This window comes from Streptomyces sp. 7R007, from assembly GCF_054850255.1.
Map to the genome: position 1 here is coordinate 228,978 of NZ_JBTWMV010000006.1, position 24,995 is coordinate 253,972.

Below are 24,995 nucleotides of genomic sequence, written 5' to 3' on the forward strand. Positions count from 1 at the left end.
GCCGAGCCCGTGTCAGGGGCTGAGTCGCTCCACTCGCCAGCTGCCGTCCGCCTCCGCCACGTAGCGCAGCCGGTCGTGCAGCCGGTTCTCCCGGCCCTGCCAGAACTCCACCGACTGCGGGGCCACCCGGAAGCCGCCCCAGTTCGGCGGGACCGGGACCTGCTCGCCCTCCGGGTAGCGGGCCGCGAGCTCCGCGTAGGAGGCGTCGAGCGCGGCGCGCGAGGGGATCACGCTCGACTGCGCGCTGGCCCAGGCGCCGAGCTGGGAGCCGTGCGGGCGGGTGCGGAAGTACGCGGCGGTCTCGTCGCGGCCGGTGCGCCGGGCCAGACCCGAGACGATGACCTGGCGGGCCATCGGATGCCACGGGAACAGCAGCGAGACGTACGGGTTCTCGGCCAGGTCGCGGGCCTTGCGGGAGTCGTAGTTGGTGTAGAAGACGAAGCCCTGCTCGTCGAAGTGCTTCAGCAGCACCGTCCGGGAGGCGGGGCGGCCCTCGGCGTCCGCCGTGGAGACGACCATGGCGTTCGGCTCGAACAGATGGGCCTCCGTCGCGGCCTGCGCGAACCAGCGCCGGAACTGTTCCACCGGAGTGGCGGCCAGCTCGGACTCGGCGAGGCCCTCGGCCCGGTACTGCTTGCGCATGGCGGCGGGATCGGGGGAGACGGGGTCGTGGTCGCTCACGCGGTCATCTTGCCGTATGCCCGGGAGCCGTTCGCCACGGCGTCCGGTGCCGGGCTCTCGGCACGGTGTCGTCCGGCACGGTGTCGTTCGTCACTGAGTGGCACTGAGTGCCGCGATGGCTCCCCAAAGGTGGCACTCGGGGATATCGTGCTGGTGCCGTTCCGGTTGGGTGACCATCCGTACGGGGCATCACCACCGTGGCCACCCAGGACCCCGAGCCGCACCCGGCGACCGGGGATCCAGCGGCCGAGCCGCCCCTTTCCGCCCTGCACATCACTGCCGTACACCTCACGAGGAGCCGCCTGATGTCCGACTTCGTACCCGGACTTGAGGGAGTCGTCGCGTTCGAGACGGAGATCGCCGAACCGGACAAGGAGGGCGGCGCCCTGCGCTACCGCGGCGTCGACATCGAGGACCTGGTCGGCCACGTCTCCTTCGGCAACGTCTGGGGCCTGCTCGTCGACGGGGCCTTCAACCCCGGCCTGCCGCCCGCCGAGCCGTTCCCCATCCCGGTCCACTCCGGCGACATCCGCGTGGACGTCCAGTCGGCGCTCGCCATGCTCGCCCCCGTGTGGGGCCTGAAACCGCTGCTCGACATCGACGCCGCCCAGGCCCGCGAGGACCTCGCCCGGGCCGCCGTCATGGCCCTGTCCTACGTCGCCCAGTCGGCGCGCGGCCAGGGGCTGCCGATGGTCCCGCAGCGCGAGATCGACAAGGCGCACTCCATCACCGAGCGCTTCATGATCCGCTGGCGGGGCGAGCCGGACCCCAAGCACGTCGCCGCCGTCGACGCGTACTGGACCTCCGCCGCCGAGCACGGCATGAACGCCTCCACCTTCACCGCCCGCGTCATCGCCTCCACCGGCGCCGACGTGGCCGCCGCCCTCTCCGGCGCGGTGGGTGCCATGTCCGGCCCGCTGCACGGCGGCGCCCCGTCGCGCGTGCTGCACATGATCGAGGAGATCGAGCGCACCGGCGACGCGGAGGCCTACGTCAAGCAGGCCCTCGACAAGGGCGAGCGGCTGATGGGCTTCGGCCACCGCGTCTACCGCGCCGAGGACCCCCGCGCGCGCGTGCTGCGCCGCACCGCCCGCGAGCTGGGCGCCCCGCGCTACGAGATCGCCGAGGCGCTGGAGAAGGCCGCCCTCGCCGAGCTGCACGCCCGCCGCCCGGACCGGGTGCTCGCCACGAACGTCGAGTTCTGGGCGGCCATCGTGCTGGACTTCGCCGAGGTGCCGGCGCACATGTTCACGTCGATGTTCACGTGCGCGCGCACGGCGGGCTGGTCGGCGCACATCCTGGAACAGAAGCGCACGGGCCGCCTGGTCCGCCCGTCGGCCCGCTACGTGGGCCCGGGTCCGCGCGCCCCGCAGCAGATCGAGGGCTACGACACCATCGCCCGCTGACGACGCGCCCCAGACGCAGACGACCCGCGAGCTCGGTCCCTCCGCCTCGGCGAAGGAGCCGGCCGGACGTACCGGCGAGCTCGCGGGTCGGGTGACTGCTTGGGATTGGGCCGGCTGCACGTTTGCCTCACGTGCTGGTCCGGCACCGCACTTGGTGTGGTGGCGAGCCGCTAGCCCGCAGTCACCTCACGCGTCCGGTTTTCATACATCTGCCGAACCACCTCCCTTCTCGTGTACCCCACACCCTAAGAACCGCCCGCTGCTCGATCAACCACTTTTTTTCCGAAGGAGCGACACGGCTCGTCTCGTCCCGGCCGCCCTGGGTCGGAGCAGCAGACGAGGTCGCTCACCCGTGGATGGGGAACGCTCGCCCACTAGCGTTCGGGGTATGGCGCAGCGGCGAGTGGTACTCAGTGGGTCGGTGTTCGAGGAGCGGATCGGGTATGCCCGGGCCGTGGTGGACGGGGAGTGGGTGCATGTCTCCGGGACGACCGGGTTCGACTACGCGGCGATGACGATCTCCGACGACGTGGTGGAGCAGGCGGAGCAGTGTCTGCGGAACACAGAGGCCGCGCTGGCGGAGGCGGGGTGCACGTTCGCGGATGTCGTACGGGTGCGGTACCTGCTGCCCGAGCGGGCGGACTTCGAGCCGTGCCGGCCGGTGCTGCGGCGGGCGTTCGGGGAGGTGCGGCCGGCGGCGACGATGCTGGTGTGCGGGCTGGCGGACCCCCGGATGAGGATCGAGATCGAGGTGTACGCCCGCCGCCGGGAGCTGCGGATCGAGCCCGTGGTCGGGGAGGCCATGCTGCGGGAGTGGCGGGACGTGCACAACGCCGTCGTGCCGCCGGCCGCGATGTCCCTCGACGAGGCGCGGGAGCGGCTGGTGCGCTACCGGCTGGAGAACGCCTACGTGGGGGACGAGCTCGTCGGCTGCTCCACCGTGCGGCCGCCGGACGGCGAGAAGGGCGTGGCGACCGTCATCGCGCGTGTGCTGCCCGGTTTCCGGGGCAGGGGTTACGGCACGGCCCTGTACGAGCGCTCTCTCGCGCACGCGCGCGTGCTGGGCGCCGAGGTGATCGAGACGTGCGTGCTGGTGGCCAACGAGGACGGGCTGCGGTTCGCCGCCCGGCGCGGGTTCGTCGAGGTGGAGCGGTATGTGCTGGAGGGGGAGCAGGACGAGTGGGCGGACCTGCGGCTGGCCTGAACACGCCCCCGGAGGGAAGGTTGCAACGATTCCTTCAATCTTGGGGAACTCGGTGTGTGCTGCATCACGTTCGAGTTAGATGATGGCGAGTGAGTGAACCGACGCGCCGTACCTGCGGACGCAGCTTGGCAGGGGGTCCAGGTGAGTGCTTCCCGGCGTAGTGGGACCACCGACGAGCTGGGGCCGGACGAGCCCGAGCGGGCCGGCCCCGTGGGCCCGGACGGCTCCGACCTGCTGGCCGCGCTGCTGGACGGGATGGACGCGGCGCTGTGCGCCTTCGACGCCGACGGGATCGTGACGCACTGGAACCGCGAGGCGGAGCGCATCCTGGGCTGGACCGCGGCCGAGGCGGTGGGCCGGCACGGGTTCGCCGGGTGGGCGGTGCGCGAGGCCGACGCCGAGGAGGTCGAGGGGCGGCTGATGTCCGCCATGCACGCCCCCGGCCGGCAGGTGCACGAGTTCGCGCTGCTGACCAAGGACGGCGGACGGGTGCTCGTACGGACGCAGTCGGCGGCCGTGCGCGGGCCGGACGGCAAGCCCGCCGGGCTGTACTGCGCCTTCAGCGAGGTGCACGCGCAGATCGACCTGGAGCGTTCCATCGCGCTGAGCGAGGCCCTGTTCGAGGACGCGTCGTGGGGCGTCGTGCTCGTCGACGCGGATCTGCGGCCGGCCGTGGTCAACGCGCACGCCGCACGGGCGCTCGGCGTCGGGCGTACGTCCGCGCTGGGGCGGCCCCTGGGGGAACTGCTCGCCCAGGGCGTCGAGGAGCTGGAGAGCGCGCTGACGCATGTGCTGGCGGAGGGCGCGCCGCCCGCGCCGGCGGAGATCTGGGTGAGCGTGCGCGCGCCCGAGGGCGAGCAACGGCGCTGCTGGCGCTGCGGCTTCGTACGGCTGGCCTCCCCGCTGGCGGAGGAGCCGGTTCCGCTCGGGGTGGCGTGGCTGTTCCAGGACGTGACGGAGACCAGGCAGGGCGAGCAGGAGGCGGCCCTGCTGCGGTTCCGGACCAATCAGCTGCACCGGGCCGCGCGGGCCGCCGCCGAGTGCGAGGACCCGGCGGAGGCGGCGACGGTCCATCTGGACTTCGCGCTGGCCGGGTTCGCCGATCACGCCCTGATCGACCGGGTGGCGGGCGGCGCGCTCGTCGACGGCGAGTCGAACGGCCCGGTGCGGCTGGTGCGGGTGGCCGCGACGCCGGCCGGCGCGCCGGGGCCGAGCCTGCTGGGCGGGCAGGCCGGGCTTCCGGTGCGGTACGCGGAGGGGCATCCGGCGCTGCAGTGCGTGGACCGGGTCGGCTCGGTGCGGGCCAGCGTGGGCGCGGTCGCGCCGGAGCAGGCCCGGGAGTGGGCGGTGGCCCGGCAGTGGCCCGCGGACACGGTGCACGCGCTGTGCGCGGTGCTGCGCAGCCGGGGCCGGACGCTCGGGGTCGTGACGTTCCTGCGCGGCGGCGGGCGCAGCCAGTTCGAGCGGTTGGACGCGGTGTACGGGGAGGACGTGGCGGTACGCATCGCCGCGGCGCTGGACCTGGCGGAGGTGCTGGGGCGGGGGGAGTAGCCCCGCCCGCGCCCACCGGTGCCCGGGCCCGGACCGGCCCGCCGCGTCAGCGCCGGTAGAAGATCCTGTCGCCGTACTCCTCCATCACCCGGCCGTTCCACTCGTGCCCGCCGTCCACGTTTCCCGAGCGCAGGAGCGGGGGTTCGATGCCGCGTTCCGCCAGGGTGCCTGCGGCCGTCGCCGTGATCGCCTGCATGAGGGCCGAGGTGACGACCGTGGAGGCGGGGGCGAAGGGGGCCGGGATGGTGTCGAGGGTGAGTTCCGCGTCGCCGACGGCGATCTTGGAGTCGAGGACGACGTCGCAGTGGTCCTTGAGGTAGGTGCCGGAGACGTGCCGGGACTTCGTCTGAGAGGCGTACGCCACCGACGTCACGCCGATGACCTTCACGCCGAGCGCGCGGGCGTTCATGGCCATCTCGACGGGCAGGGCGTTGCGTCCGGAGAGGGAGATGATCACCAGGGCGTCCCCGGCGCGCAGCGGCGAGGTGTCCAGGACGGCGCCCGCCAGCCCGTCGACCCGCTCCAGCGCGGAGCCCAGCGTGGCCGGCATCACGTCCACGCCGACCACCCCCGGCACGGCGAGCAGGTTCATCAGGGCGAGCCCGCCGGCCCGGTAGACGACGTCCTGCGCGGCGAGGGAGGAGTGCCCGGCGCCGAAGGCGAACAGGCGGCCCCCCTCGGCGACCGTGTCGGCGAGCAGCGTGCCGGCGGCGACGATGTGCTCGGCCTCCTCGTCGCGGACCCGCTTGAGAAGGTTGATCGCGGCGTCGAGGAACTGGTCGGCCAGTTTGCCGTCGCTCATACGGCTCGGGTCCTTCCGGGACGGAGGGGGGACAGGGCGCGTCTGTGTCGCGGATCACCGTGCGGTCTGGACCACTGCCGTGTCAATACGGCGGACCGCCGGCCGCGCACCGGGCCGGGTACGGGCCCGTAACCCCCCGGTTTCACCGGCACGGCACGGTTGTCAGTGGGATGCGTCAGAATTGAATCCAGGGCCAGCGCACGAGCCGCGAAGCCTTCGCGCTTCCGGCAGATCTCATCGAGGGGCACGTATGTCCGGACTGATCGACACCACGGAGATGTATCTCCGCACCATCCTTGAGCTGGAGGAGGAAGGTGTGGTCCCCATGCGTGCCCGGATCGCCGAGCGGCTGGACCAGAGCGGACCGACGGTCAGCCAGACGGTCGCGCGGATGGAGCGGGACGGCCTGGTCTCCGTGGCCGCCGACCGGCACCTGGAGCTCACGGACGAGGGCCGCCGGCTCGCCACGCGCGTGATGCGCAAGCACCGCCTCGCCGAGTGCCTGCTCGTCGACGTGATCGGCCTGGAGTGGGAGCAGGTGCACGCCGAGGCCTGCCGCTGGGAGCACGTGATGAGCGAGGCGGTGGAGCGCCGGGTGCTGGAGCTGCTGCGTCACCCCACCGAGTCGCCGTACGGCAACCCGATCCCCGGCCTGGAGGAGCTCGGCGAGAAGGACGGCGCCGACCCGTTCCTGGACGAGGGCATGGTCTCGCTGGCCGACCTGGACCCGGGGCTGGACGGCAAGACGGTCGTGGTGCGCCGGATCGGCGAGCCGATCCAGACGGACGCGCAGCTGATGTACACGCTGCGCCGGGCGGGCGTGCAGCCCGGCTCGGTGGTGAGCGTGACGGAGTCGGCGGGCGGTGTGCTCGTGGGCAGCGGCGGGGAGGCCGCGGAGCTGGAGGCGGACGTCGCCTCGCACGTGTTCGTCGCCAAGCGCTGAGGCGTCAACTGCGGAGGCGCATGAGGAAGTTGCGTTGTCCTGCGGTGACGCCGGAAAGTCAAAATTCCGTGCGCCGAATCGCAGCGCTCCGACGACTTGCGTGCAAGGCTGTCGCGTGAGGCATATGACCGGAGGGGGCGGAGGATGTGCCGCAGAGCTGTGGAGGGCCCCGGCGCCGTGCGGCGCCGGGGCCTGTCCTCCCCTGTGCTGACCCGGAGCCCCGAGCTCTCAGGGTCATTCCCCTCGGACCGGTTTCCCCGAGCGGTCCGCCTCCCGCTGAAGATCTCCCCTCGGCAGCGGCGATCATTCCTTGAGTCGGGTCACTCGAACGAGGGGTGTTGGTCACGGAAACGGCATTTTCGAATGCCCATTCGATAGTCTGCGGTGACAGGCCAGGCGGAATCCGCGCTTCAGGAAGGGGTGCCCGAGCGCACGCACGAGTGGTGTGACGGAAGGCAACTGCACGGTGACGGCAGGACACGGTTCACAGGACCGGCCGGCTCGACGAGCGGGAGCGAGCGGTCCGAGCGGAGCTAGGGGGGTGCCAGGACCATGGCGCGACGCATCGACGTGACCGGGGTGGGCGGAGTGCGCCTCGCCGCCTGGGAGTTCGGCGACCCGCCCAAGACCGATCCGACGAGGACCGACGCGTTCAAGACCGACTCGCCCAGGACCGGCGCGGTGATCCCGGCGCAGTCCGCCGCCGCGGAGCCCGGCCATCACCAGGCCGACCGCGCGCCCGGCGTGCTGTTACTGCACGGGCTGATGGGCCGCGCCTCGCACTGGGCGTCCACCGCCCGCTGGCTCAGTGAGCGCCACCGTGCCGTCGCCCTCGACCAGCGCGGCCACGGCCAGAGCGAGAAGTCCCCGCGGGCCGAGTTCAGCCGCGAGGCCTACGTCGACGACGCCGAGGCCGCCCTGGAACAGCTCGGCCTGGCCCCCGCCGTCCTCATCGGCCACGCCATGGGCGCCCTGACCGCCTGGCAGCTCGCCGCCAAACGCCCCGACCTGGTCCGGGGCGTGATCATCTGCGACATGCGGGCCTCCGCGCTCGGCGCGGCCTCGCAGCGGGAGTGGGCCGACTGGTTCAAGTCCTGGCCCGTCCCCTTCGCCACCCTGGCCGACGTGCGCAAGTGGTTCGGCGAGGACGACCCCTGGGTGGAGCGGCCGAACCCGGCGCGCGGGGAGTTCTACGCCGAGGTGATGCACGAGTGCGCCGACGGCTGGCGGCCCGTCTTCGACCTCGACCAGATGCTGCGGTCCCGCGAGACCTGGGTGTACGACGCGCACTGGGAGGAGTTGGCCCAGGTCCAGTGCCCGGCCCTGGTCGTCCGCGGCCTCGACGGCGAACTGGGCCGGGCCGAGGCCCAGGAGATGGTGCGGGTGCTGCCGCGTGGGGAGTACGCGGAGGTGGCCGACGCCGGACACCTCGTCCACTACGACCAGCCGGAGGCGTGGCGGGCGGCGATCGAGCCGTTTCTGGAGCAGGCGTTCAGCGCGCTGTGAGCCCCTGGGCGGGCCGGTCTAGCCCTTGCTCACCGCGACCAGGATCTCCGGCAGCCGCGCCGCCGTCCGCGGAGCGGCAAGCCGCAGCCCCGCCCAGGTGATCGCCGCGCCGTAGGCCGCGCCCACCGGCAGCAGCACCCACCCCCACCGGTCCCCGTCCCTCGCCACGTGCACCCAGATCGCCGCCACGATCACCGGAGCGGACAGCAGGGCCGCCGAGACCATGCCGCCGAAGATGGAGATCCAGGCCAGCCCGGTCTGGCCGGGGACGACGTTCTTGTAGCCCTCCTGCGGGATGGAGTACGGGAAGCGGGCCGAGGTCCACGCGCCGGTCGCCAGCATCGCCCCGAGTAGCGCGAAGGACAGACCGAGCACCTCCGGCAGCCGGGGCCAGTCGCCGAGCATCGCCGTGGTCAGGACGGTGACGAGGGTGGCGTACGGCAGGGTGATCACCAGCAGCGCCAGCGCCCGGCCGCGCAGTTCGACGTACGCGTCCTGCGCGGTGGAGATGGTCAGCGCGACCATCCAGAACGCGGAGGTGTCCTGCCCGAACTGGTTGTACATCTGGATGCCGAGCATCCCCGCGGCGAAGCACGCGAAGTAGACCGACCCCGTGCCCTGCAGCGCGTTGAACACGGGCACGATCAGGCCGATGGCCAGCGAGGTCACCCAGGCCGCCTTGGTCTTCGGATCGCGCCAGACATAGCGCAGGCTGCGTTCCATGACCGTGCCCGTGCGGCCGGCCGGCAGCAGCCGGGACAGACCGGCGGAGGACCGCTCGCGGGCGGCGGCGGGCTCGGCGGACTGGAGCGTGGAGCCGTCGGGCGCGGTCATCAGCCGGGTCAGATGGCGCGCCCACACGGCGATCAGCGCCACCAACGCGCCCAGCGACAGCGCGAGTTGCAGCACGGCCGTCCCGTACGATCCGCCGCTCACGGAGTCCACCGCGCCGATCGCCGACGCGGGCGGCACCCACCGCAGCACGTCCCCCACCGGCTCCAGCTGGGCCAGCCCCGTCGAACCCAGGCGCTGCGCGCCGAAGTTGACCAGCTGCGCGCCGATCGCGATGACCAGCCCGCTGAGCACCGCGAGGTCACGGCCCCGACGGCTGGTCAGCAGACGGATGTTGGCGGCGGCGACGGCCCGCGCCAGCGCCACGCACACCAGCAGCGCGAGCACGACACCGGCCACCGCGACGGCGTAGGCCGCCCCGCCGTGCGCGACCGCCAGCGCCGAACCGGTGAGCAGCAGCAGCGTGAACAGCGGTCCGATGCCGACCAGCGAGGCCGCCAGCAGCGCCCGCACCAGCGGCCGGGGCCGCAGCGGCAGCATCACGAGCCGGGTCGGGTCGAGGGTCTCGTCGCCGCTGGGGAAGAACAGCGGCATCACCGCCCAGCCCAGCGCCAGCACGGCCACCAGCAGCACGACGACGGCGTCGGCGTGCGCGTGCCCGCGCAGGGCGATCAGACCGATCAGCTGCAGCGCGGCGAACAGCAGCACGACGACGGCGGACGCGACGAAGGCGGCCGTACGGCCCCCGGACTGCCGCAGGCCGTTGCGCAGCAGCGACAGCTTCAGCCGTACGACGACGGGGGTGATGCCGGCGCCCGTCATCGGGCCCCGCCGCCCAGCCAGTCCAGGTCGGAACCGGCGTCGCGCCCGCCCGCGCCGACCAGTTCCAGGAACGCCTGCTGCAACGAGGGGGCGGCGCCGCGCACCTCGGCGAGCGTGCCCTGGGCGCGGATGCGGCCGGCCGCCATCACGGCGACCCAGTCGCACAGCGACTCGACGAGCTCCATGACGTGGGAGGAGAAGACGACGGTGGCGCCGGAGGCGGTGTACCGCTCCAGCACGCCCCGGATGGTCTGCGCCGACACCGGGTCGACCCCCTCGAACGGCTCGTCCAGGAAGAGGACTTCGGGATTGTGGAGGAGCGCTGCCGCGAGTCCGATCTTCTTCCGCATGCCGGTCGAGTAGTCGACGACGAGCTTGTGCTGGGCGCCGGCCAGGTCGAGCACGTCGAGCAGCTGGGTGGCCCGCTTGTCCACCTCGGCACCCGGCAGCCCCCGCAACCGCCCGCTGTAGCCGAGCAGTTCCCTGCCCGACAGCCGCTCGAACAGCCGTAGTCCCTCGGGCAGCACCCCGATGCGCGCCTTCACGGCCACGGGGTCGCGCCACACGTCGTGCCCCACCACCTCGACGCTCCCCTGGTCGGGCCGCAGCAGCCCCGTGACCATGGAGAGGGTGGTGGTCTTCCCGGCTCCGTTGGGCCCCACCAGCCCGATGAACTTCCCGGCGGGCAACTCGAGATCGATCCCGGCAACGGCAACCTGCTGCCCGAACCGCTTCCAGAGCCCACGTACACACACGGCCGACGTCATGACAGCCAACCTAGAAGGGGCACGGGGAACCGCGCGACCGGCCACGACGATCCCGCGTCCGCAACCGACGCAAACGCGGCAGATCGGCAGGCGCTATCGATCCCGGCCGCACGCGTAGGCCAGCGGCGAGATCAGCTCCTCCGCGTCCGGCAGCCACCGGTTCGCGGGCGTCGGCCGGCACGCCCACTGAACGGCCCCGCGGGACCCGTACCGCGTGGGCGGCGCGGCCACGTACGCCCCCTCGCCCAGCGCGACGAGGTCCAGCGAGGCCGGCGACCACCCCAGCTTCCGCACCAGGTCGGGCACCTTCACCGACGCGCCCGGCAGCACGAAGAAGTGCATCCGCCGGTCCGGCGTCAACGTCACCGGACCCAGCGTCAACTCCATGCGCTCCATCCGGGCCAGCGCGAGGAACCCCGCCGACTCCGCCACCGAGATCGCGTCGAACGTACGCCCCGTGGGCAGCAGGATCGACGCCGCCGGCTGCTTCTGCCACATGCGGCGCGCCACCGTCGCGCTCCCCGTGGCCTGCGTCGCCCAGTCCTCCCGCGCCGGATGCGCCCCCGGCGCACCGCAGGAGGCGTCACCGCACGAGCAGCGCTGCACCCCGTCGACGGCTTCCAGCCACGTGCCGGGAAAGACGTCCCAGTGGCGCTCCTCGGCGTATCGTACGGCTGTCTCCAGCAGCGATTCCCCGCGCTGCTGCGGAATCTGAGCGGCTTCGGTGCCCGCGATCGTCTCTTCCACGCTCATCACAACTCCCGCGCCCACCTCCGGTTACGGCCGTAGCGCGCGCGGGGGAGGAGCATCGATTCGGCATCTGGGGCGCATGGATGCACGTGTGGGGGCGCGCAGGAGGAACCGGAGCGGGGGCTGGGTAGCCACGACTGGGGCAGGCGACAGCCTTTACCCCGGCAATCCTCGCATGCCTCGCATTTTAGCCGTGTCCGCGGGGCATTGATCTTCAAGGCCGGATCTTTTCGCTCTCCGGGGCGGGAGGTTCGGTCACGGAAGACACGCCAACTCGGTGCGTGGGCAGGCACCGCAGCCACAGGGGGTACGCCAATGGCCGCAAGGCCTCTCGTCGCGCGGCAGCCGAACGAACGGTTGCAGGCGCTCATCCAGGAGGCGGGGTGCTCGAACGCCGGGCTCGCCCGCCGGGTCAACATGTGCGGCGCAGAGCACGGCCTCGACCTGCGCTACGACAAGACGTCCGTGGCCCGCTGGCTGCGCGGACAGCAGCCGCGGGGCCGGGCGCCGGCGATCATCGCCGAGGCGCTGGGCCGCAAGCTCGGCCGTACCGTGACGATCGACGAGATCGGCATGGCCAACGGCAAGAACCTCGCCTCGGGCGTCGGGCTGCAGTTCTCGCCGACCGTGCTCGGAGCCATCGAGCAGGTCTGCGAGCTGTGGCGCAGCGACGTGGGCCGGCGGGACTTCCTGTCCGGCTCGTCCGTCGCCGCCTCCGCCCTCGTCGAGCCCAGCCGCGACTGGCTGATCTCCTCGCCCGACGCGCAGGTGGCGCGCTCGGCGGGGCCGCGGGTCGGGCAGTCCGACGTGGCGGCGGTGAAGGCGATGACGCAGGCGCTGGTGGACCTCGACCACCAGTACGGCAGCGGGCATGTGCGGCCGGTGGTCGTGCACTACCTCAACAGCGTCGTCTCCGGGCTGCTGGCGGGCTCCTACCGGGAGGCGGTGGGCCGCGAGCTGTTCGCCGCGGTCGCCCGGCTGACCGAACTCGCCGGGTACATGGCCGTCGACACCGGCCAACCCGGCCTGGCCCAGCGGTACTACATCCAGGCGCTGCGCCTCGCGCAGGCGGCCGGGGACCGCGGCTACGGCGGTTACGTGCTGGCCGCCTCCATGAGCCACCTCGCCGCGCAGCTCGGAAACCCGCGGGAGATCGCGCAGTTGGCGCGGGCGGCGCAGGAGGGGGCGCGGGGACGCGTCACCCCGCGCGCGGAGGCCATGTTCCACGCGGCGGAGGCCCGCGGCCACGCCCTGATGGGCGACGCGCGGGCGGCCCAGGTGGCGTCCGGGCGGGCGGTCGGCGCCCTGGAGTCGGCCGACTCCGCCTCCGGGGACGACCCGGCGTGGATCGCGCACTTCGACGAGGCCTACCTGGCCGACGAGTTGGCGCACTGCCACCGCGACCTCGGGCAGGCCGAGGCGGCGGCGCGGTGCGCGGAGGAGTCCCTGGCCGGGCTGCCGGAGACCAAGGCGCGCCGGCGGGCCATCGGGTACGTCCTGCTCGCCACCGCCCAGGTGCAGCAGCGCGAGATCGAGCAGGCCTGCAACACCGGCCTGAAAGCGGTCGAGTTGCTGGAGACCCTGCGCTCCAACCGGGGTGCGGAGTACCTGGAGGACTTCCAGCAGCGGCTGGAGCCGTTCCGGGACGAGGCGGTGGTACGGGAGTTCGGCGCGCGGCTGGAGTTGCAGGCCGCGGCGTGAGACCGGTGCGTGAACCCGCGGGAAACGGCGGGTTCACGCGCGGGGTGAGGCGGAAGTGGACATATCCAGCAGGGTGCAGACCGCTTCTGTTACCGCTGTCACAGGAAGGGAGGTCGCGGCCTGAGCTGCGTGGCACCCGGCTCGGGAGACCCGGTAGCGTGAGCCGACGGTTCACAAGGTCCCCCACATGTAGGAGTCCCGGTGACGCAGAGTGGACAGGGCGAGGAGTCCGGGCAACGCCACGCGCGCGAAGGCATCGTGCTGCCTTCCGACGGTGGCGCGCCGCTGATGCCGGGCTCGACGTCCGGCCCCGGCCCGCACCACGGCCCCCAGCCCGGTTCCTACGGCGGCGCCCGGTCCGACGCCCCCTCCGGCCACCCAGGCGGGCAGCAGGGTCCGTACACCGGCCGGCAGCCGGCCCCGCAGCAGCCGGCCGCGTCTCCCGCCGGCGGCCAGGCCTGGGGCACCCCGTGGGGCCCCGGTCGGCAGCAGCCCGGTGAGGACCCGCAGGCCGGCCGGTCCTGGCCCCCCGCGGCCGCCCAGCAGTGGGGCACGTCCGACGCCTGGACCGCCCAGCCGCTCCCCTCCGAGAGCCCGGCCCCCCAGCCGTACGCGCAGCCGGAGCCCGCGTCCTACGCCCCGCAGCAGCCCACGGGAGGCGCCCCGCTGCCCCCGGCCGCTCCCGCCTCCTACGGCTCTGCCGGCACCTACGGCGGCTCCCCCCTGCCCCCCGCCGCCGACGAGGGCGCCACCCAGTACCTGCCTCCCGTCGCCGCCCCCGGCGCCGACGGGGCCACCCAGTACATCCCGCCCGTTCCCGCGGGCCCCCACGAAGGGGCGACGCAGTACATACCCCCCGTCGGCCCCGGGGCGCTGCCGCCCGAGGCCCACGGCGCGGCGCCGTCCGACGCGACGCAGTTCCTCGGCGGGCCCCGGCCGGGCGGCGGGCCCATGCCGCCGGCCGCCGGGCCCGACGCCCAGCCCACGCAGTACCTGCCGCCGGTGACCGACCAGGCCCCCGGGGCGCCGTACGGCGAACGGCAGCCGCCCGCCGAGTTCGACAACCTCTTCCGCAGCGCACCGGGCGGCGAGGGCCCGGCCGCGGCCACGCAGCAACTCCCGCGCGTCGACCAGCAGCAGCCCTCCTACGGAGCGGCGCAGCAGCCGTCGTACGCCCAGCCGCAGACCTCCTACTTCCCGCCGGGGCGTGACGACGACGGCCGGGGCGGCGGCCGGGGCGGGCGTCCCCGCTCGCGGGTGCCGCTGATCGCCGCCGTCGGCATCGGCATCGTCGTGCTCGGCGTCGGCGCCGGGGCGCTGCTGGGCGGCGGGGGCGGCGACGACTCCAAGGACCGGAACCAGACCGTCTCCGCGACCGCGCCCGCGACCGAGGGCTCCGCGTCGCCGTCCGCCGACCCGGCGAAGACGCAGGCGGTCGCCCTGGACAAGCTGCTGGCCGACAGCGGCAACAGCAGGGCGTCGGTGATCGCGGCCGTCGCCGACGTCAAGCGGTGCGCCAACCTCACCCAGGCCGCCTCCGACCTGCGCGCCGCCGCCAAGCAGCGCACCGAGCTGGTCACCCGGCTGTCCGGGCTGTCCGTCGACCGGCTCCCGAACCACGCCGACCTGACCAGCTCGCTCACCAAGGCGTGGCAGGCGTCCGCGGCGGCCGACAACCACTACGCGGCCTGGGCGGACCAGGTCGCCGGCAACAAGAAGGGCTGCAAGAAGGGCCAGGCCCGCACCACCGGCCAGACCGCGGCCGGCAACCGCGAGAGCGGCACGGCCAGCCAGCAGAAGGCCAGGGCGGCCGGGCTGTGGAACGCGATCGCGAAGACGTACGGCCTGACCCAGCGCCAGCCGACCCAGCTGTGACGGGGGCGGCGGGCGCGGGGGTTCAGCTCACGTCCGCCTTCTCCAGGGTCTTCGTCACGTCCAGGAAGCCCTTCTTCGCGGCGACCAGCTGACCCTGCCGGACCGTCTGCAGGGTCACGTCTTCGTTGACCAGGCGGGAGAGCCCGATGACGGCGAGGGCGCCCTCGTCCTGCCACCGCAGGGTGGGCGTCAGGCCGCCCGTCGAGACCTTCAGACCGCCGTCGAGGGCCCGGTGCACCGTGTCGGCGGTGACGTCGCCGCCGCCGAGCGACTCGACGGTCTTCTTGAAGACGGTGTAGGCGATGTACGTCGTCTGCACGCCCGCGTCGGCCGGGTCGATGCGGTTGTCGCCGAACGCCTGCTCGCTGATCACCTTCTTCATGGCGTCCCAGCGCGCGTCGCTCGCCGCCGGGTACCAGCCGGTGACGTACGCCCCCTCGTACGGGCCCCTCGGCCCGCCCGTCTCGTTGATCTCGGTCTGGTCGACGTCGCCGAGCATGGCGGCGGTCTTCACGCCGGAGTTCTTGGTGCGGACGCGCACGAAGGAGTCCATGAAGGTGCTGGTGCGGTCCCCCAGCGCGGGGATCACGCACCCGTGGTGCGCCGGGTCGGCGGAGGCGGCGGAGAAGGCCTTCTGCGCCTGCGCGTCGTAGGAGGTCTGGTCGTCGGCCGCCCGCTGGTCGATCGCCGCCGCGTGCCCGCCGGCCCGCAGGCCGGAGTCGAGCATGGTGGCCAGCTCGTCGCCCGCGATGTTGTCGGGCCGTACCAGGACGACCGGCCCGCAGCTCGCGGCGAGTTCCTTGCCGAGGCCGGCCAGCAGGGTGGGCTGGCCGCCGTTGACGGGGTAGGACAGCGGGCTGGTGAACTCGCCGGTGGTGACGCCGTAGCCGCCTATGTAGGGGATGCCGGCGCCCTCCAGCTCGGGCAGGAAGGAGTCGCTGTACTGGCTGTAGGAGCCGACCACCGCGACGACGTTGCGCTTCACCGCGATCCGGGCGCACTTCGCGGCGGCCACGCTGTCGTTGTGGTCGTTGCAGGTGACGACCTGGAGCTTGCGGCCGTTGATGCCGCCGTGGGCGTTGACCCAGCGGGCGTAGGCCTGTGCGAAGGCCGGCATGCCGGGCTTGTTGGTCGCCTTGGTGTCCTGCGGCGCCCAGGTCATGACGGTGATCGGGTCATCCCCGGAACCCCCCGTGGTACCGGGGATGACCCCGCAGCCGACGGCGAGCGTCGCGCACGCGGCCAGGGCCCCGGCCGCACGGACGGTGGCTCTGACGGGCCGCGTGAGCGTGGGGAGGAAGGTGCTGCGGGTGCGTCGCCTGCCGGTCATGGACACACACGCTTCCGTCACATCGCCAACCTGAGGGTGACCCTTGGTTAGTGATCGGTGACGTGCAGGTGAATTACGGGGGTCGGTGAGGCGCCCGGGAAGAAGAACGTACGATCGATGACCGTGCAAGGTTCGGAGAACTCTTCCCGTCGCGGCCGTCGCTCATCCACCATGGGCGGCATGCCACTGAACGACATGCCGTGGTGGCGCTGGCGCAGCAATGTGCGCTCCGCGCTGCACATGCTCTCCGATCCGGTGTTCCAGCAGAACGTCTGGCTGGCCGGCGTCGACGGGTACGGGGACGTCACCGACGCCGTGTACCGGCTGGTCGAGGACACCTGGCTGGACAACTGGTCCGCCGAGAAGTACGTCGGCACGATCTTCCGTGACTCCCAGGAGGCCGCCCTCGTCGACACCGCCGTGCTGCGCGTGCTGCGGATCATGCACCAGGTGGGCCCGGACGCCCCCGTCTCCGTGTACATGGAGAACCCGGGGTGGCCGGATGCGGTGCGGGCGGCGCGGGACGCGCACGTGCGGATGGCGATGGCCGACGGCGAGGACCCCGACGCGCCGCCGCGCACGCTGGAGGTGCTGCGGATCATGACGCGGTCGGCGTGAGCCGGTCCGCTTGACGGACGGCGATCCGGCGGGGCGCCCGGATATGGGACCCTGTCCTGCATGAACGAGCAGTCCCCCCGAGCCGCCGCGGCAGCCGACCAGTACGTCCTCACCCTTTCCTGCCCGGACAAGCAGGGCATCGTGCACGCCGTGTCGAGCTACCTGTTCATGACCGGCTGCAACATCGAGGACAGCCAGCAGTTCGGCGACCACGACACGGGTCTGTTCTTCATGCGCGTCCACTTCTCGGCGGAGGCGCCGGTGACGGTGGACAAGCTGCGCGCGAGCTTCGCGGCGATCGGTGACTCCTTCCACATGGACTGGCAGATCAACCGCGCCGACGAGAAGATGCGCATCGTCTTGATGGTCAGCAGGTTCGGGCACTGCCTGAACGACCTGCTCTTCCGGGCGCGGATCGGGGCGCTGCCCGTGGAGATCGCGGCGGTGGTCTCCAACCACACGGACTTCGCCGAGCTGGTGGGCTCCTACAACATCCCCTTCCACCACGTCCCGGTGACGAAGGACACCAAGGCGGACGCGGAGGCGCGGCTGCTGGAGATCGTCCGCGAGAACGACGTCGAGCTGGTCGTTCTCGCCCGTTACATGCAGGTGCTGTCGGACGACCTGTGCAAGCAGCTGAGCGGGCGGATCATCAACATCCACCACTCGTTCCTGCCGAGCTTCAAGGGCGCGAAGCCGTATCACCAGGCCCATGCGCGGGGCGTGAAGCTGATCGGGGCGACGGCGCACTACGTGACCGCGGACCTGGACGAGGGGCCGATCATCGAGCAGGAGGTCGAGCGCGTCGGCCACGACGTCACGCCGGACCAGCTGGTGGCGATCGGCCGTGACGTGGAGTGCCAGGCACTGGCGCGCGCGGTGAAGTGGCATGCCGAGCGCCGGATCCTGCTGAACGGCCGACGCACGGTCGTGTTCGCCTAGGGTCGCGACGGGCCCCGGGGGTCCTCCTACATGCGGCTCAGCGACGCCGCCGCGAACAGTACGTCCCTGATCGCCTCGCGGTCGCCCACCTGCCCCGCCGCGGCCTCCGCCGGTGGCACATGGCCCGCGGCCAGGTGGCAGAACTCCACGCCGTCCAGGGCCACGTGCGCCACCTCGAACTCCGTGGAGCCCACCGCCGCCGGTGAGTCCAGCGGGATCAGCCACTCGCCGCCGCCCAGCCCCTCGATCTCCAGCCGCAGCGTTCGGCCCGCCTGGCCGGCGAGGCCCAGGTGGCGGCCGTGGGCCGGCGACGCCAGCCCGCTCTGCCGGCGTCGGGCCAGCGCGGCGGGCAGCATGCGGGCCGCGAGGTCGATCATGCGGTGCAGGTGGCGCGGGGACGGGGGCGCGTAGGGGTAGTCGACCGCGTCGGCGATGTCCTCCGCGTGCACCCAGCACTCGAAGGCGCGGTCCACCATCGCGTCGTGCAGCGGGAGGTGGAAGTCGCCGTAGGAGACGGGGAGCTTCGCCGAGCCCGTGCCGGTGTTGCCGGTGAAGGACACCGTGCGCACCAGGTCGTGGCTCTGCTCGCGCCACGGCGCCCGCACGGAGCGGCCGGGCGGGAAGTGCGAGGTGCGCCAGTACGCCTCCGTGCGCGCGGCCGGTGTCGGCGCCTGGTCGACGAGGTCGCCGAGCGGGTCGTCGAGGCCGAGCGCGAGGGCGATCAGGCCGTCGACCGACAGCAGGTGGGCGATCACGCCGGCGACGGTCGTACGGCGGCTCGTGGCGTCGTCGTCCTCGAACCACCGCAGCCGCACGGGCGCGTGCCACTCGGCGTCCCCAATGTCCTGCAGCAGCGCGTCGAGCCGGGCGGTCTCGGCGTCGTAGGGCGCCGCCCACTCGGGCACCGGGATGCGCGGCGGGCGCCGGTCCAGGCAGCCCTCCAGGACGCGGGTGCGCAGGGCAGGGTCCAGATCGAGGCTCTCCGGCTGGTGCAGCAGGCCGACCGCCTCGCGCAGCCGCAGCGCCTCGTCGGCGCAGGAGCCGCAGCTGCCCAGGTGCTCCTCGACGGCCGCCGTCTCCTCCTTCGAGCAGGCGGCCAGCGCCCACGCCCCGAGCAGGGACTTCAGCACCGGGTGCGCCAGGACGAGCGGGGGCGGCGCCAGGCCCTCCGGCTCGGGCAGCGGCCGTCCGCCGTCCTCGACGGAGGCGCGGGGCAGGGGTATGCGCGGGGACCGGTCCGGGTCCTCGCCGCCCCCGTCGCCGTCGCCCTTGCCGTCGCCGGGGCCGGACGGGCCGTGCGCGCCGGTTGCGTGCCCCGCGGGGGTGTCCTGCCGGCCGCCGTGACCACTCTGCGTCCGCTCGTCCTTGTCGTCGCCGTCCTCGTGGCCCCCGTGTTCGTCGTACGCCTCGAAGCGGGTCACACCGCACCCCCGTGGTCCGGCGGGGTGCCCGCGTCGTGGGCGGTGGACAGCAGTTGCAGGCCCAGGCGCAGGCGGCGGCGGGCCTCGTCCTCGGTGACGCCGAGGTCGCCGGCGGTCTGGCGGTAGTCGCGGCGCTGGAAGTACGCCAGCTCCAGGGCGGCGCGCAGCGGGGCGGGCATGGACTGCACGATGTAGTCGGCGCGGGCGGCGACCGAGGCGCGGCGCACCCTGCGCTCCAGTTCCTCCGCGGAGCCGCCGCCCCGGGCGAGGGCCGCGGTCTCGGTGGCGCGCAGCCGCTGCACGGCGAGGCGGTGGGCCAGCGTGGCCACCCAGGTGCGCAGGGGGCCCTGGCGGGGGTCGTAGGAGTCGGGGTGCTCCCAGACGTGGGCGAAGACGTCACGGGTGATGCCGTCGGCCGCGTGCTCGTCGCCGAGGACGCGGTGGGCCAGGCCGTGCACCAGGGAGGCGAAACGGTCGTAGAGCTCGCCGAGGGCCGCGGCCTCGCCGCGGGCCAGCCGCTGCTGCATCTTGCGGTCCCAGCGGGGCGGTACGTCCTTCTTCGCCATGCGACCCCCTCACCCGCCCGTTCGTTCCGTCCGTCCAGCCTGCGGCCGACGTCTCCTCGAATGTAGTCGGCACGTCTGACAGCGCACGCCCCTTTGTGGCAATGCGCGCCCCCAGCGGAGCCGCAGGTGATAGTGAGGCTTCGCCTACCCGGTCCAGATCTGATCGAACAGGATCGAAGCCGACTAAAACAAGCCTCTTTCGATCGCTTTCCGTTTTCGGGCCCGCGTTTCAGGGAACGGCCGGTGGGCAGCCGCGCTGCAAGGAAGCGTAGGGACGGCTTCCGGTTGCGGGGATTCCGGCGAGCGAAGGGCATGGTGGTGGCGTTCTATGTGACCGACGACGAGCAGGGCGACTGGGCCGTGCTCCGGGTGTCGGGCGAGCTGGACCTGGTGACGTCGCCGGCGCTGCGCCAGCGGGTCCACGACGTGGTCGCCGACGGCCGCCACAGTCTCGTCCTCGACCTCTCCGACGTCTTCTTCTGCGACTCCAGCGGCGTCGGCGTGCTCATCGCCGCCCGCCGGCTGATCCGCTCCTGCCAGGGCCGGCTGCGCCTGATACTGCCCGCCCAGGGCGCGGATGGGGGCACCTCCCGCGCGAGCGAAGCCGAGCGTGGGGGAGGCTCCCACGTCAACCGGGTGCTCGGCGCCCTCGGCGTGCGGCGCCTGTTCGACGTCTACGCCGACCTGGCGGAAGCGGCGACGGAGGAGGCCGGGCCGCTGTCGGCGTGAGCCGTGCCACACGCTCTGCCACATCGTTGTCCCGAAATTCCCCCGGTCTTGGCACAGGCGTCGCTTTCGCGCTCCCCGGCATCCTTTCGCGTCGTACGCTCCCGTCCGGAAGCACCCCGACACGACGTGAGGCGGCACGGAAGACATGGTCAGCAGCGAGTACGAGCGCAGGATCGCCGCCCGGTTCGCCACCTTCGACCAGGACGGCAGCGGCTACATCGACCGCGCGGACTTCAGCGTGGCGGCCCAGGCGCTGCTCGCCGAGTTCGGCACGGCGGCCCGCTCCGACAAGGGGCAGGCCCTGTACGCCGGCGCCGAGGCCTTCTGGCAGGGCATGGCCGGGATCGCGGACCGCGACGGCGACCAGCGCATCACCCGCGAGGAGTTCGTGAACGGCGCGGTCAAGCGGCTGCGCGACAACCCCGAGCGGTTCGCCGAGATCGCCCGTCCCTTCCTGCACGCGGCCCTGGACATCGCCGACGCCGACGGGGACGGCAGGGCCACGGTCGAGGACACCGCGCGCGTGCTGCGCAGTCTGGGCGTGGCCGAGGACGTCGCCCGGGCCACCGCCGCCGCGCTGGACACCGACGGGGACGGCCGGGTCGGCGAGGCGGAGATCGTGCCGGCGTTCGCCCGCTACTTCACCGTCGCCGAGTAGCGCTCGCCGCATAGCGCTCGCGCAGCTTGTACTTGAGCACCTTGCGCAGCGTCTCATTGCGCGGAAGGGCGTCCACCACCTCCAGCCGCTCCGGCAGCTTGTGCACCGACAGCCCTTCCGCGCGCAGGTGGGACACGACGTCCGCGAGGGTCAACTCCGGCGCCCCGGGCGGCTGTTCGACCACCGCGCAGACCAGCTCCCCGCGCTCGGCGTCCGGCAGCCCGATCACGGCGGCGTCCCCGACGGCCGGGTGGGCGGCCAGCAGGTCCTCGATCTCCTTCGCGGAGACGTTCTCGCCCTTGCGGATGATCACGTCCTTCAGCCGCCCGGTGAGCACGAGGTGGCCCGAGCCGGTGAGGTACCCCAGGTCGCCGGTGCGCAGGAAGCCGTCCTCGTCGAACGCCTCGGCCGTCTGCGCCGGGTCCAGATAGCCCTGGCACACGGCCTCCCCGCGCAGCCGCACCTCCCCGTCGACGATCCGTATCTCCATCCCCTCCGGCGGCCGTCCCTCGGTGGTCGCCAGGTTCTCGGCGCTGTCCCCGGGGTCGCCCATGGTGATCATCGGGACCTCGGTCATGCCGTACCCGTGGGTGAGCTGCACGCCCATCTCCCGTACGACGGCGTGGTACACCTCCGGCGGCTTCGGCGCCCCGCCGCCCGCGAGCAGGCGCAGCGTGGGAACGACCTTCCGTCCCGGCTGCCTGCGCTGCTCGGCCAGGAACATCGAGTAGAAGGCCGTCGACCCGCCCGCGACCGTCACCCCGTGCCTGCGGTAGCCCTCCAGCGCGTCCGGCATCGCGAACTGCTCGAACATCACCGCCGGGAAGCCGTACAGCAGGAGCATCACCGTGTAGTCGGGGCCCGCTATGTGGGCGTAGGGGAAGGCCATCGAGCCCACGTCGTCGGCGGAGAGGTGCAGGGCGTGGGCCAGGCAGGAGCCGCCCGCGATCAGCGAACGGTCGGTGTGCAGCACGCCCTTGGGGTCGGAGGTCGTGCCGGAGGTCCAGTAGATCCAGCGCACGGAGGCGCCCTCGACGGGAGGCGGGGGCAGGACGGACGGGTCGCCGTCGGGCAGGTCGTCGTACGCCTCGAAGACCCCCTTGGCGCCGAGCCGCCGGGCCATCTCCGTGTGGTCGAAGCCGCGCCAGGTGCCCGGCACCGCGAAGAACTCCGCCTTCGACTCGCGCAGCGCGAAGCCGACCTCGCGGTCCCGGTAGAAGGGGATGACGGGGGTCTGCACGGCGCCCAGACGGGCCAGCGCGAAGGAGAGCAGGGCCGTCTCGATGCGGGTGGGCAGCTGCCAGGCGACCACCGTGCCGGGGCGCACGCCCATGCCGTACAGGCCGGCCGCCACCCGCTCGGCCCGCGCCCGCAGGTCGCCGAAGGTCAGCGTGCGGTCGTCCTGGAGGAGCACCGGACGGTCGGGGGTGAGCCGGGCGCGGCGGTCCACCAGCTCCCACAGGGTGCGGGCGGAACCCAGGGAGTGCGGGGTGTCGGTCATGTCTGCCCCCTGCTTGGCTGACGACTCGTCAGGTGACATGCTATCTGACGGGTCATCAGATAAGTACCGTCCGGCGGAGGGGAACCATGGCCACCGAACTGCCCCGCATCATCAGCGTCGACGACCACGTGATCGAGCCCGCGCACCTCTTCGAGACCTGGCTGCCGGCCAGGTACCGGGAGAGGGGCCCGCAGCCCCTCACCGCCGGCATCGGCGAACTCGCCTACGTCGGCGGCAAGTACCAGATCACGATGGACCCGGACGGCCCGCCGACCGACTGGTGGATCTACGAGGACCTGAAGTTCCCCTACAAACGCAACATCGCCGCCGTCGGCTTCTCCCGCGACGAGATGACCCTGGAGGGCATCACCCGGGAGCAGATGCGGCGCGGCTGCTGGGACCCCAAGGCGCGGCTGGAGGACATGGACCTCAACCACGTCGAGGGCTCCCTGTGCTTCCCCACTTTCCCGCGCTTCTGCGGCCAGACCTTCGCCGAGGCCCACGACAAGGAGGTCGCCCTCGCCTGCGTGCGCGCCTACAACGACTGGATGGTCGAGGAGTGGTGCGGCGACAGCGGCGGCCGGCTCATCCCGCTGTGCCTGATCCCGCTGTGGGACGTCGGCCTGGCGGTCGAGGAGATCCACCGCAACGCCGCGCGCGGGGTGCGGGCGGTCACCTTCTCCGAGATCCCCACCCACCTCGGCCTGCCGTCCATCCACTCCGGCTACTGGGACCCCTTCTTCGCGGCCTGCCAGGACACCGGCACGGTGGTGAACATGCACATCGGGTCGTCCTCCCAGATGCCCGCCGCCTCCCCCGACGCCCCGCCCGCCGTCCAGGCCTCCCTGTCCTTCAACAACGCCATGGCGTCGATGATGGACTTCCTCTTCAGCGGGGTCCTGGTGAAGTTCCCGACCCTCAAACTCGCCTACTCCGAGGGCCAGATGGGCTGGATCCCGTACGCCCTCGAACGCGCCGACGACGTCTGGGAGGAGCACCGCGCCTGGGGCGGGGTGCGCGACCTGATCCCCGAACCCCCCTCGACGTACTACTACCGGCAGATCTTCTGCTGCTTCTTCCGCGACCGGCACGGGGTCGCCTCGCTGGACGTCGTGGGCCGCGACAACGCCACCTTCGAGACCGACTACCCGCACGTCGACTCGACCTTCCCGGACACCAAGGAGGTCGCCCTCGACCATGTGAAGGGCCTCGACGACGAGACGGTCTACAAGCTGATGCGGGGCAACGCGATCCGCATGCTGGACCTGGACCTGGACCTGGACCTGGACCGCTAGTGGACCTGTCGTACACGCCCGAAGAGGAGGAGTTCCGGGCCGGTTTGAGGCAGTGGCTCGGCAAGGTGCTGCCGACGCTCCCGCCGAAGCCGTCGCCGGCCGACTGGCCCGCACGCAGGGCCTACGACCTCGGGTGGCAGCGGATGCTCCACGACGCCGGGTACGCCGACGTCCACTGGGACGCCTCCCCGACGATCCGGCTGATCTTCCTGGAGGAGACCGAGAAGGCGGGCGCCCCCTATGTCGGCGCGAACTTCGTGGGGTTGCTGCACGCCGGGCCGACCATCGCCGCCGAGGGGAGTCCCGGGCAGCGGGAGCGCTGGCTGCCGCCGATCCTGCGCGGCGAGGAGGTCTGGTGCCAGGGCTTCAGCGAACCGGACGCCGGCTCCGACCTCGCGTCCCTGCGCACGCGCGCGTGGCGCGAGGGCGGCGACTACGTGGTGCGCGGCTCCAAGATCTGGACCTCGCACGCCGAAGTCGCCGACTGGTGCGAGCTGTTGGTGCGCACGGACGCCGAGGCGCCGAGGCACCGCGGCATCACGTGGCTGGCGATGCCGATGGACGCGCCGGGGATCACCGTACGGCCGCTGCGCACCCTCGCCGGATCGGCCGAGTTCGCCGAGGTGTTCCTCGACGACGTGCGGGTGCCGGCCGGCAACCGGGTGGGGGAGGAGAACGACGGCTGGCGCGTGACGATGGTGACGCTGTCCTTCGAGCGCGGCACGGCGTTCGTGGGCGAGGTGGTCGCCTGCCGGCGGGTGCTGGGCGAACTCGCCGCGGAGGCACGGAAGAACGGCCGCTGGGACGACGCGGCGCTGCGGCGGCGGCTGGGGCGGCTGAACGCGGAGTTCCGGGCGCTGTGGCGGCTGACCCAGTGGAACGTGAGCGAGGCGGAGGCGAGCGGGGGCGTGCCGGGGGTGGGGGGCTCGGTCTTCAAGCTGCGGTATTCGCACGCCCGGCAGGAGTTGTACGACGCGGCGGCCGAGGTGCTCGGGGCGGACTGCCTCGACCTCGAACGGCCGTGGGTGGTGGAGCGGTTGTCGTCGCTGTCGTACACCATCGCGGCGGGGACCTCGCAGATCCAGCGGAACATCGTGGGGGAGCGCATCCTGGGGCTGCCGAAGGGGAGGTGAGG

22 protein-coding genes are annotated in these 24,995 nt (G+C 72.8%); 13 read left to right on the forward strand and 9 right to left on the reverse strand.

The annotated features are described in order from the left end of the window. Positions 1–12 precede the first annotated feature (12 nt). The gene (gene pdxH / locus ACYF6T_RS10950) at positions 13–642 is read right to left on the reverse strand and encodes a pyridoxamine 5'-phosphate oxidase (protein ID WP_461695650.1); all 630 of its coding nucleotides are present in this window, start codon (positions 640–642) and stop codon (positions 13–15) included. 344 nt (positions 643–986) lie between these two features. On the opposite strand from pdxH, the gene ACYF6T_RS10955 reads away from it, so the two are divergent. The 3 genes from ACYF6T_RS10955 to ACYF6T_RS10965 all read left to right on the forward strand — a co-directional run bounded on the left by ACYF6T_RS10955 (position 987) and on the right by ACYF6T_RS10965 (position 4,842). After that, a complete protein-coding gene (locus tag ACYF6T_RS10955) occupies positions 987–2,087 on the forward strand; it encodes a citrate synthase 2 (protein WP_461695521.1) in 1,101 nt (366 codons plus the stop codon). Between the two features lie 388 nt (positions 2,088–2,475). Then, positions 2,476–3,291 (forward strand): GNAT family N-acetyltransferase, encoded by an 816-nt coding sequence (locus ACYF6T_RS10960; protein ID WP_461695522.1) that lies wholly within the window; start codon positions 2,476–2,478, stop codon positions 3,289–3,291. A gap of 141 nt (positions 3,292–3,432) precedes the next feature. Beyond that, on the forward strand, positions 3,433–4,842 hold the full coding sequence (locus ACYF6T_RS10965) for a PAS domain-containing protein (protein WP_461695524.1): 1,410 nt from the start codon (positions 3,433–3,435) through the stop codon (positions 4,840–4,842). A 46-nt stretch (positions 4,843–4,888) separates the two neighbouring features. Here ACYF6T_RS10965 and ACYF6T_RS10970 read toward each other — a convergent pair whose 3' ends face one another. Next, entirely contained in the window at positions 4,889–5,644 is a 756-nt protein-coding gene (locus ACYF6T_RS10970) for an SIS domain-containing protein (protein WP_461695525.1), read from the reverse strand. A gap of 250 nt (positions 5,645–5,894) precedes the next feature. Here ACYF6T_RS10970 and ACYF6T_RS10975 point away from each other — a divergent pair, with 250 nt between their 5' ends. Continuing rightward, positions 5,895–6,587 (forward strand): metal-dependent transcriptional regulator, encoded by a 693-nt coding sequence (locus tag ACYF6T_RS10975; RefSeq protein WP_461695526.1) that lies wholly within the window; start codon positions 5,895–5,897, stop codon positions 6,585–6,587. 552 nt (positions 6,588–7,139) lie between these two features. Next, the gene (locus tag ACYF6T_RS10980; RefSeq protein ID WP_461695528.1) at positions 7,140–8,093 is read left to right on the forward strand and encodes an alpha/beta fold hydrolase; all 954 of its coding nucleotides are present in this window, start codon (positions 7,140–7,142) and stop codon (positions 8,091–8,093) included. Between the two features lie 18 nt (positions 8,094–8,111). On the opposite strand, the gene ACYF6T_RS10985 is transcribed toward ACYF6T_RS10980, so the two are convergent. The 3 genes from ACYF6T_RS10985 to ACYF6T_RS10995 all read right to left on the reverse strand — a co-directional run bounded on the left by ACYF6T_RS10985 (position 8,112) and on the right by ACYF6T_RS10995 (position 11,230). After that, entirely contained in the window at positions 8,112–9,707 is a 1,596-nt protein-coding gene (locus tag ACYF6T_RS10985) for a transporter (RefSeq protein ID WP_461695529.1), read from the reverse strand. Further along, complete coding sequence (locus ACYF6T_RS10990) at positions 9,704–10,474, reverse strand: ABC transporter ATP-binding protein (protein WP_461695531.1); 771 nt, start codon at positions 10,472–10,474, stop codon at positions 9,704–9,706. The genes ACYF6T_RS10985 and ACYF6T_RS10990 overlap by 4 nt, the downstream gene beginning before the upstream one ends. 93 nt (positions 10,475–10,567) lie before the next feature. Next, entirely contained in the window at positions 10,568–11,230 is a 663-nt protein-coding gene (locus ACYF6T_RS10995) for a bifunctional DNA primase/polymerase (RefSeq protein WP_461695532.1), read from the reverse strand. 309 nt (positions 11,231–11,539) lie between these two features. Here ACYF6T_RS10995 and ACYF6T_RS11000 point away from each other — a divergent pair, with 309 nt between their 5' ends. Together ACYF6T_RS11000 and ACYF6T_RS11005 are read left to right on the forward strand one after the other, a co-directional pair. Next, entirely contained in the window at positions 11,540–12,925 is a 1,386-nt protein-coding gene (locus ACYF6T_RS11000) for a transcriptional regulator (RefSeq protein ID WP_461695534.1), read from the forward strand. 201 nt (positions 12,926–13,126) lie between these two features. After that, entirely contained in the window at positions 13,127–14,800 is a 1,674-nt protein-coding gene (locus ACYF6T_RS11005; RefSeq protein ID WP_461695535.1) for a hypothetical protein, read from the forward strand. A gap of 22 nt (positions 14,801–14,822) precedes the next feature. On the opposite strand, the gene ACYF6T_RS11010 is transcribed toward ACYF6T_RS11005, so the two are convergent. Further along, the gene (locus ACYF6T_RS11010; RefSeq protein ID WP_461695537.1) at positions 14,823–16,130 is read right to left on the reverse strand and encodes an ABC transporter substrate-binding protein; all 1,308 of its coding nucleotides are present in this window, start codon (positions 16,128–16,130) and stop codon (positions 14,823–14,825) included. Between the two features lie 117 nt (positions 16,131–16,247). Here ACYF6T_RS11010 and ACYF6T_RS11015 point away from each other — a divergent pair, with 117 nt between their 5' ends. Both ACYF6T_RS11015 and purU read left to right on the forward strand, forming a co-directional pair. Then, a complete protein-coding gene (locus ACYF6T_RS11015; RefSeq protein WP_461695538.1) occupies positions 16,248–16,748 on the forward strand; it encodes an SCO4402 family protein in 501 nt (166 codons plus the stop codon). A 60-nt stretch (positions 16,749–16,808) separates the two neighbouring features. Next, positions 16,809–17,690 (forward strand): formyltetrahydrofolate deformylase, encoded by an 882-nt coding sequence (gene purU / locus ACYF6T_RS11020; protein ID WP_461695540.1) that lies wholly within the window; start codon positions 16,809–16,811, stop codon positions 17,688–17,690. Positions 17,691–17,716: 26 nt separating this feature from the next. Here purU and ACYF6T_RS11025 read toward each other — a convergent pair whose 3' ends face one another. Further along, positions 17,717–19,111 carry a zf-HC2 domain-containing protein gene (locus ACYF6T_RS11025; protein WP_461695541.1) on the reverse strand — a complete coding sequence of 465 codons (1,395 nt, stop codon included), beginning with the start codon at positions 19,109–19,111 and terminating at the stop codon, positions 17,717–17,719. Then, complete coding sequence (locus ACYF6T_RS11030; RefSeq protein WP_461695543.1) at positions 19,108–19,677, reverse strand: sigma-70 family RNA polymerase sigma factor; 570 nt, start codon at positions 19,675–19,677, stop codon at positions 19,108–19,110. The genes ACYF6T_RS11025 and ACYF6T_RS11030 overlap by 4 nt, the downstream gene beginning before the upstream one ends. Before the next feature lie 312 nt (positions 19,678–19,989). Here ACYF6T_RS11030 and ACYF6T_RS11035 point away from each other — a divergent pair, with 312 nt between their 5' ends. After that, positions 19,990–20,406 carry an STAS domain-containing protein gene (locus tag ACYF6T_RS11035; protein WP_461695544.1) on the forward strand — a complete coding sequence of 139 codons (417 nt, stop codon included), beginning with the start codon at positions 19,990–19,992 and terminating at the stop codon, positions 20,404–20,406. 145 nt (positions 20,407–20,551) lie between these two features. Further along, the gene (locus ACYF6T_RS11040) at positions 20,552–21,064 is read left to right on the forward strand and encodes an EF-hand domain-containing protein (protein ID WP_461695546.1); all 513 of its coding nucleotides are present in this window, start codon (positions 20,552–20,554) and stop codon (positions 21,062–21,064) included. On the opposite strand, the gene ACYF6T_RS11045 is transcribed toward ACYF6T_RS11040, so the two are convergent. Then, a complete protein-coding gene (locus ACYF6T_RS11045; RefSeq protein ID WP_461695548.1) occupies positions 21,048–22,565 on the reverse strand; it encodes a class I adenylate-forming enzyme family protein in 1,518 nt (505 codons plus the stop codon). The genes ACYF6T_RS11040 and ACYF6T_RS11045 overlap by 17 nt on opposite strands. Positions 22,566–22,651: 86 nt before the next feature. Here ACYF6T_RS11045 and ACYF6T_RS11050 point away from each other — a divergent pair, with 86 nt between their 5' ends. Next, positions 22,652–23,860, forward strand: a complete 1,209-nt coding sequence (locus ACYF6T_RS11050) for an amidohydrolase family protein (RefSeq protein ID WP_461695550.1) — start codon at positions 22,652–22,654, stop codon at positions 23,858–23,860. Next, entirely contained in the window at positions 23,860–24,993 is a 1,134-nt protein-coding gene (locus ACYF6T_RS11055; RefSeq protein WP_461695551.1) for an acyl-CoA dehydrogenase family protein, read from the forward strand. The genes ACYF6T_RS11050 and ACYF6T_RS11055 overlap by 1 nt, the downstream gene beginning before the upstream one ends. Positions 24,994–24,995: the final 2 nt, after the last annotated feature.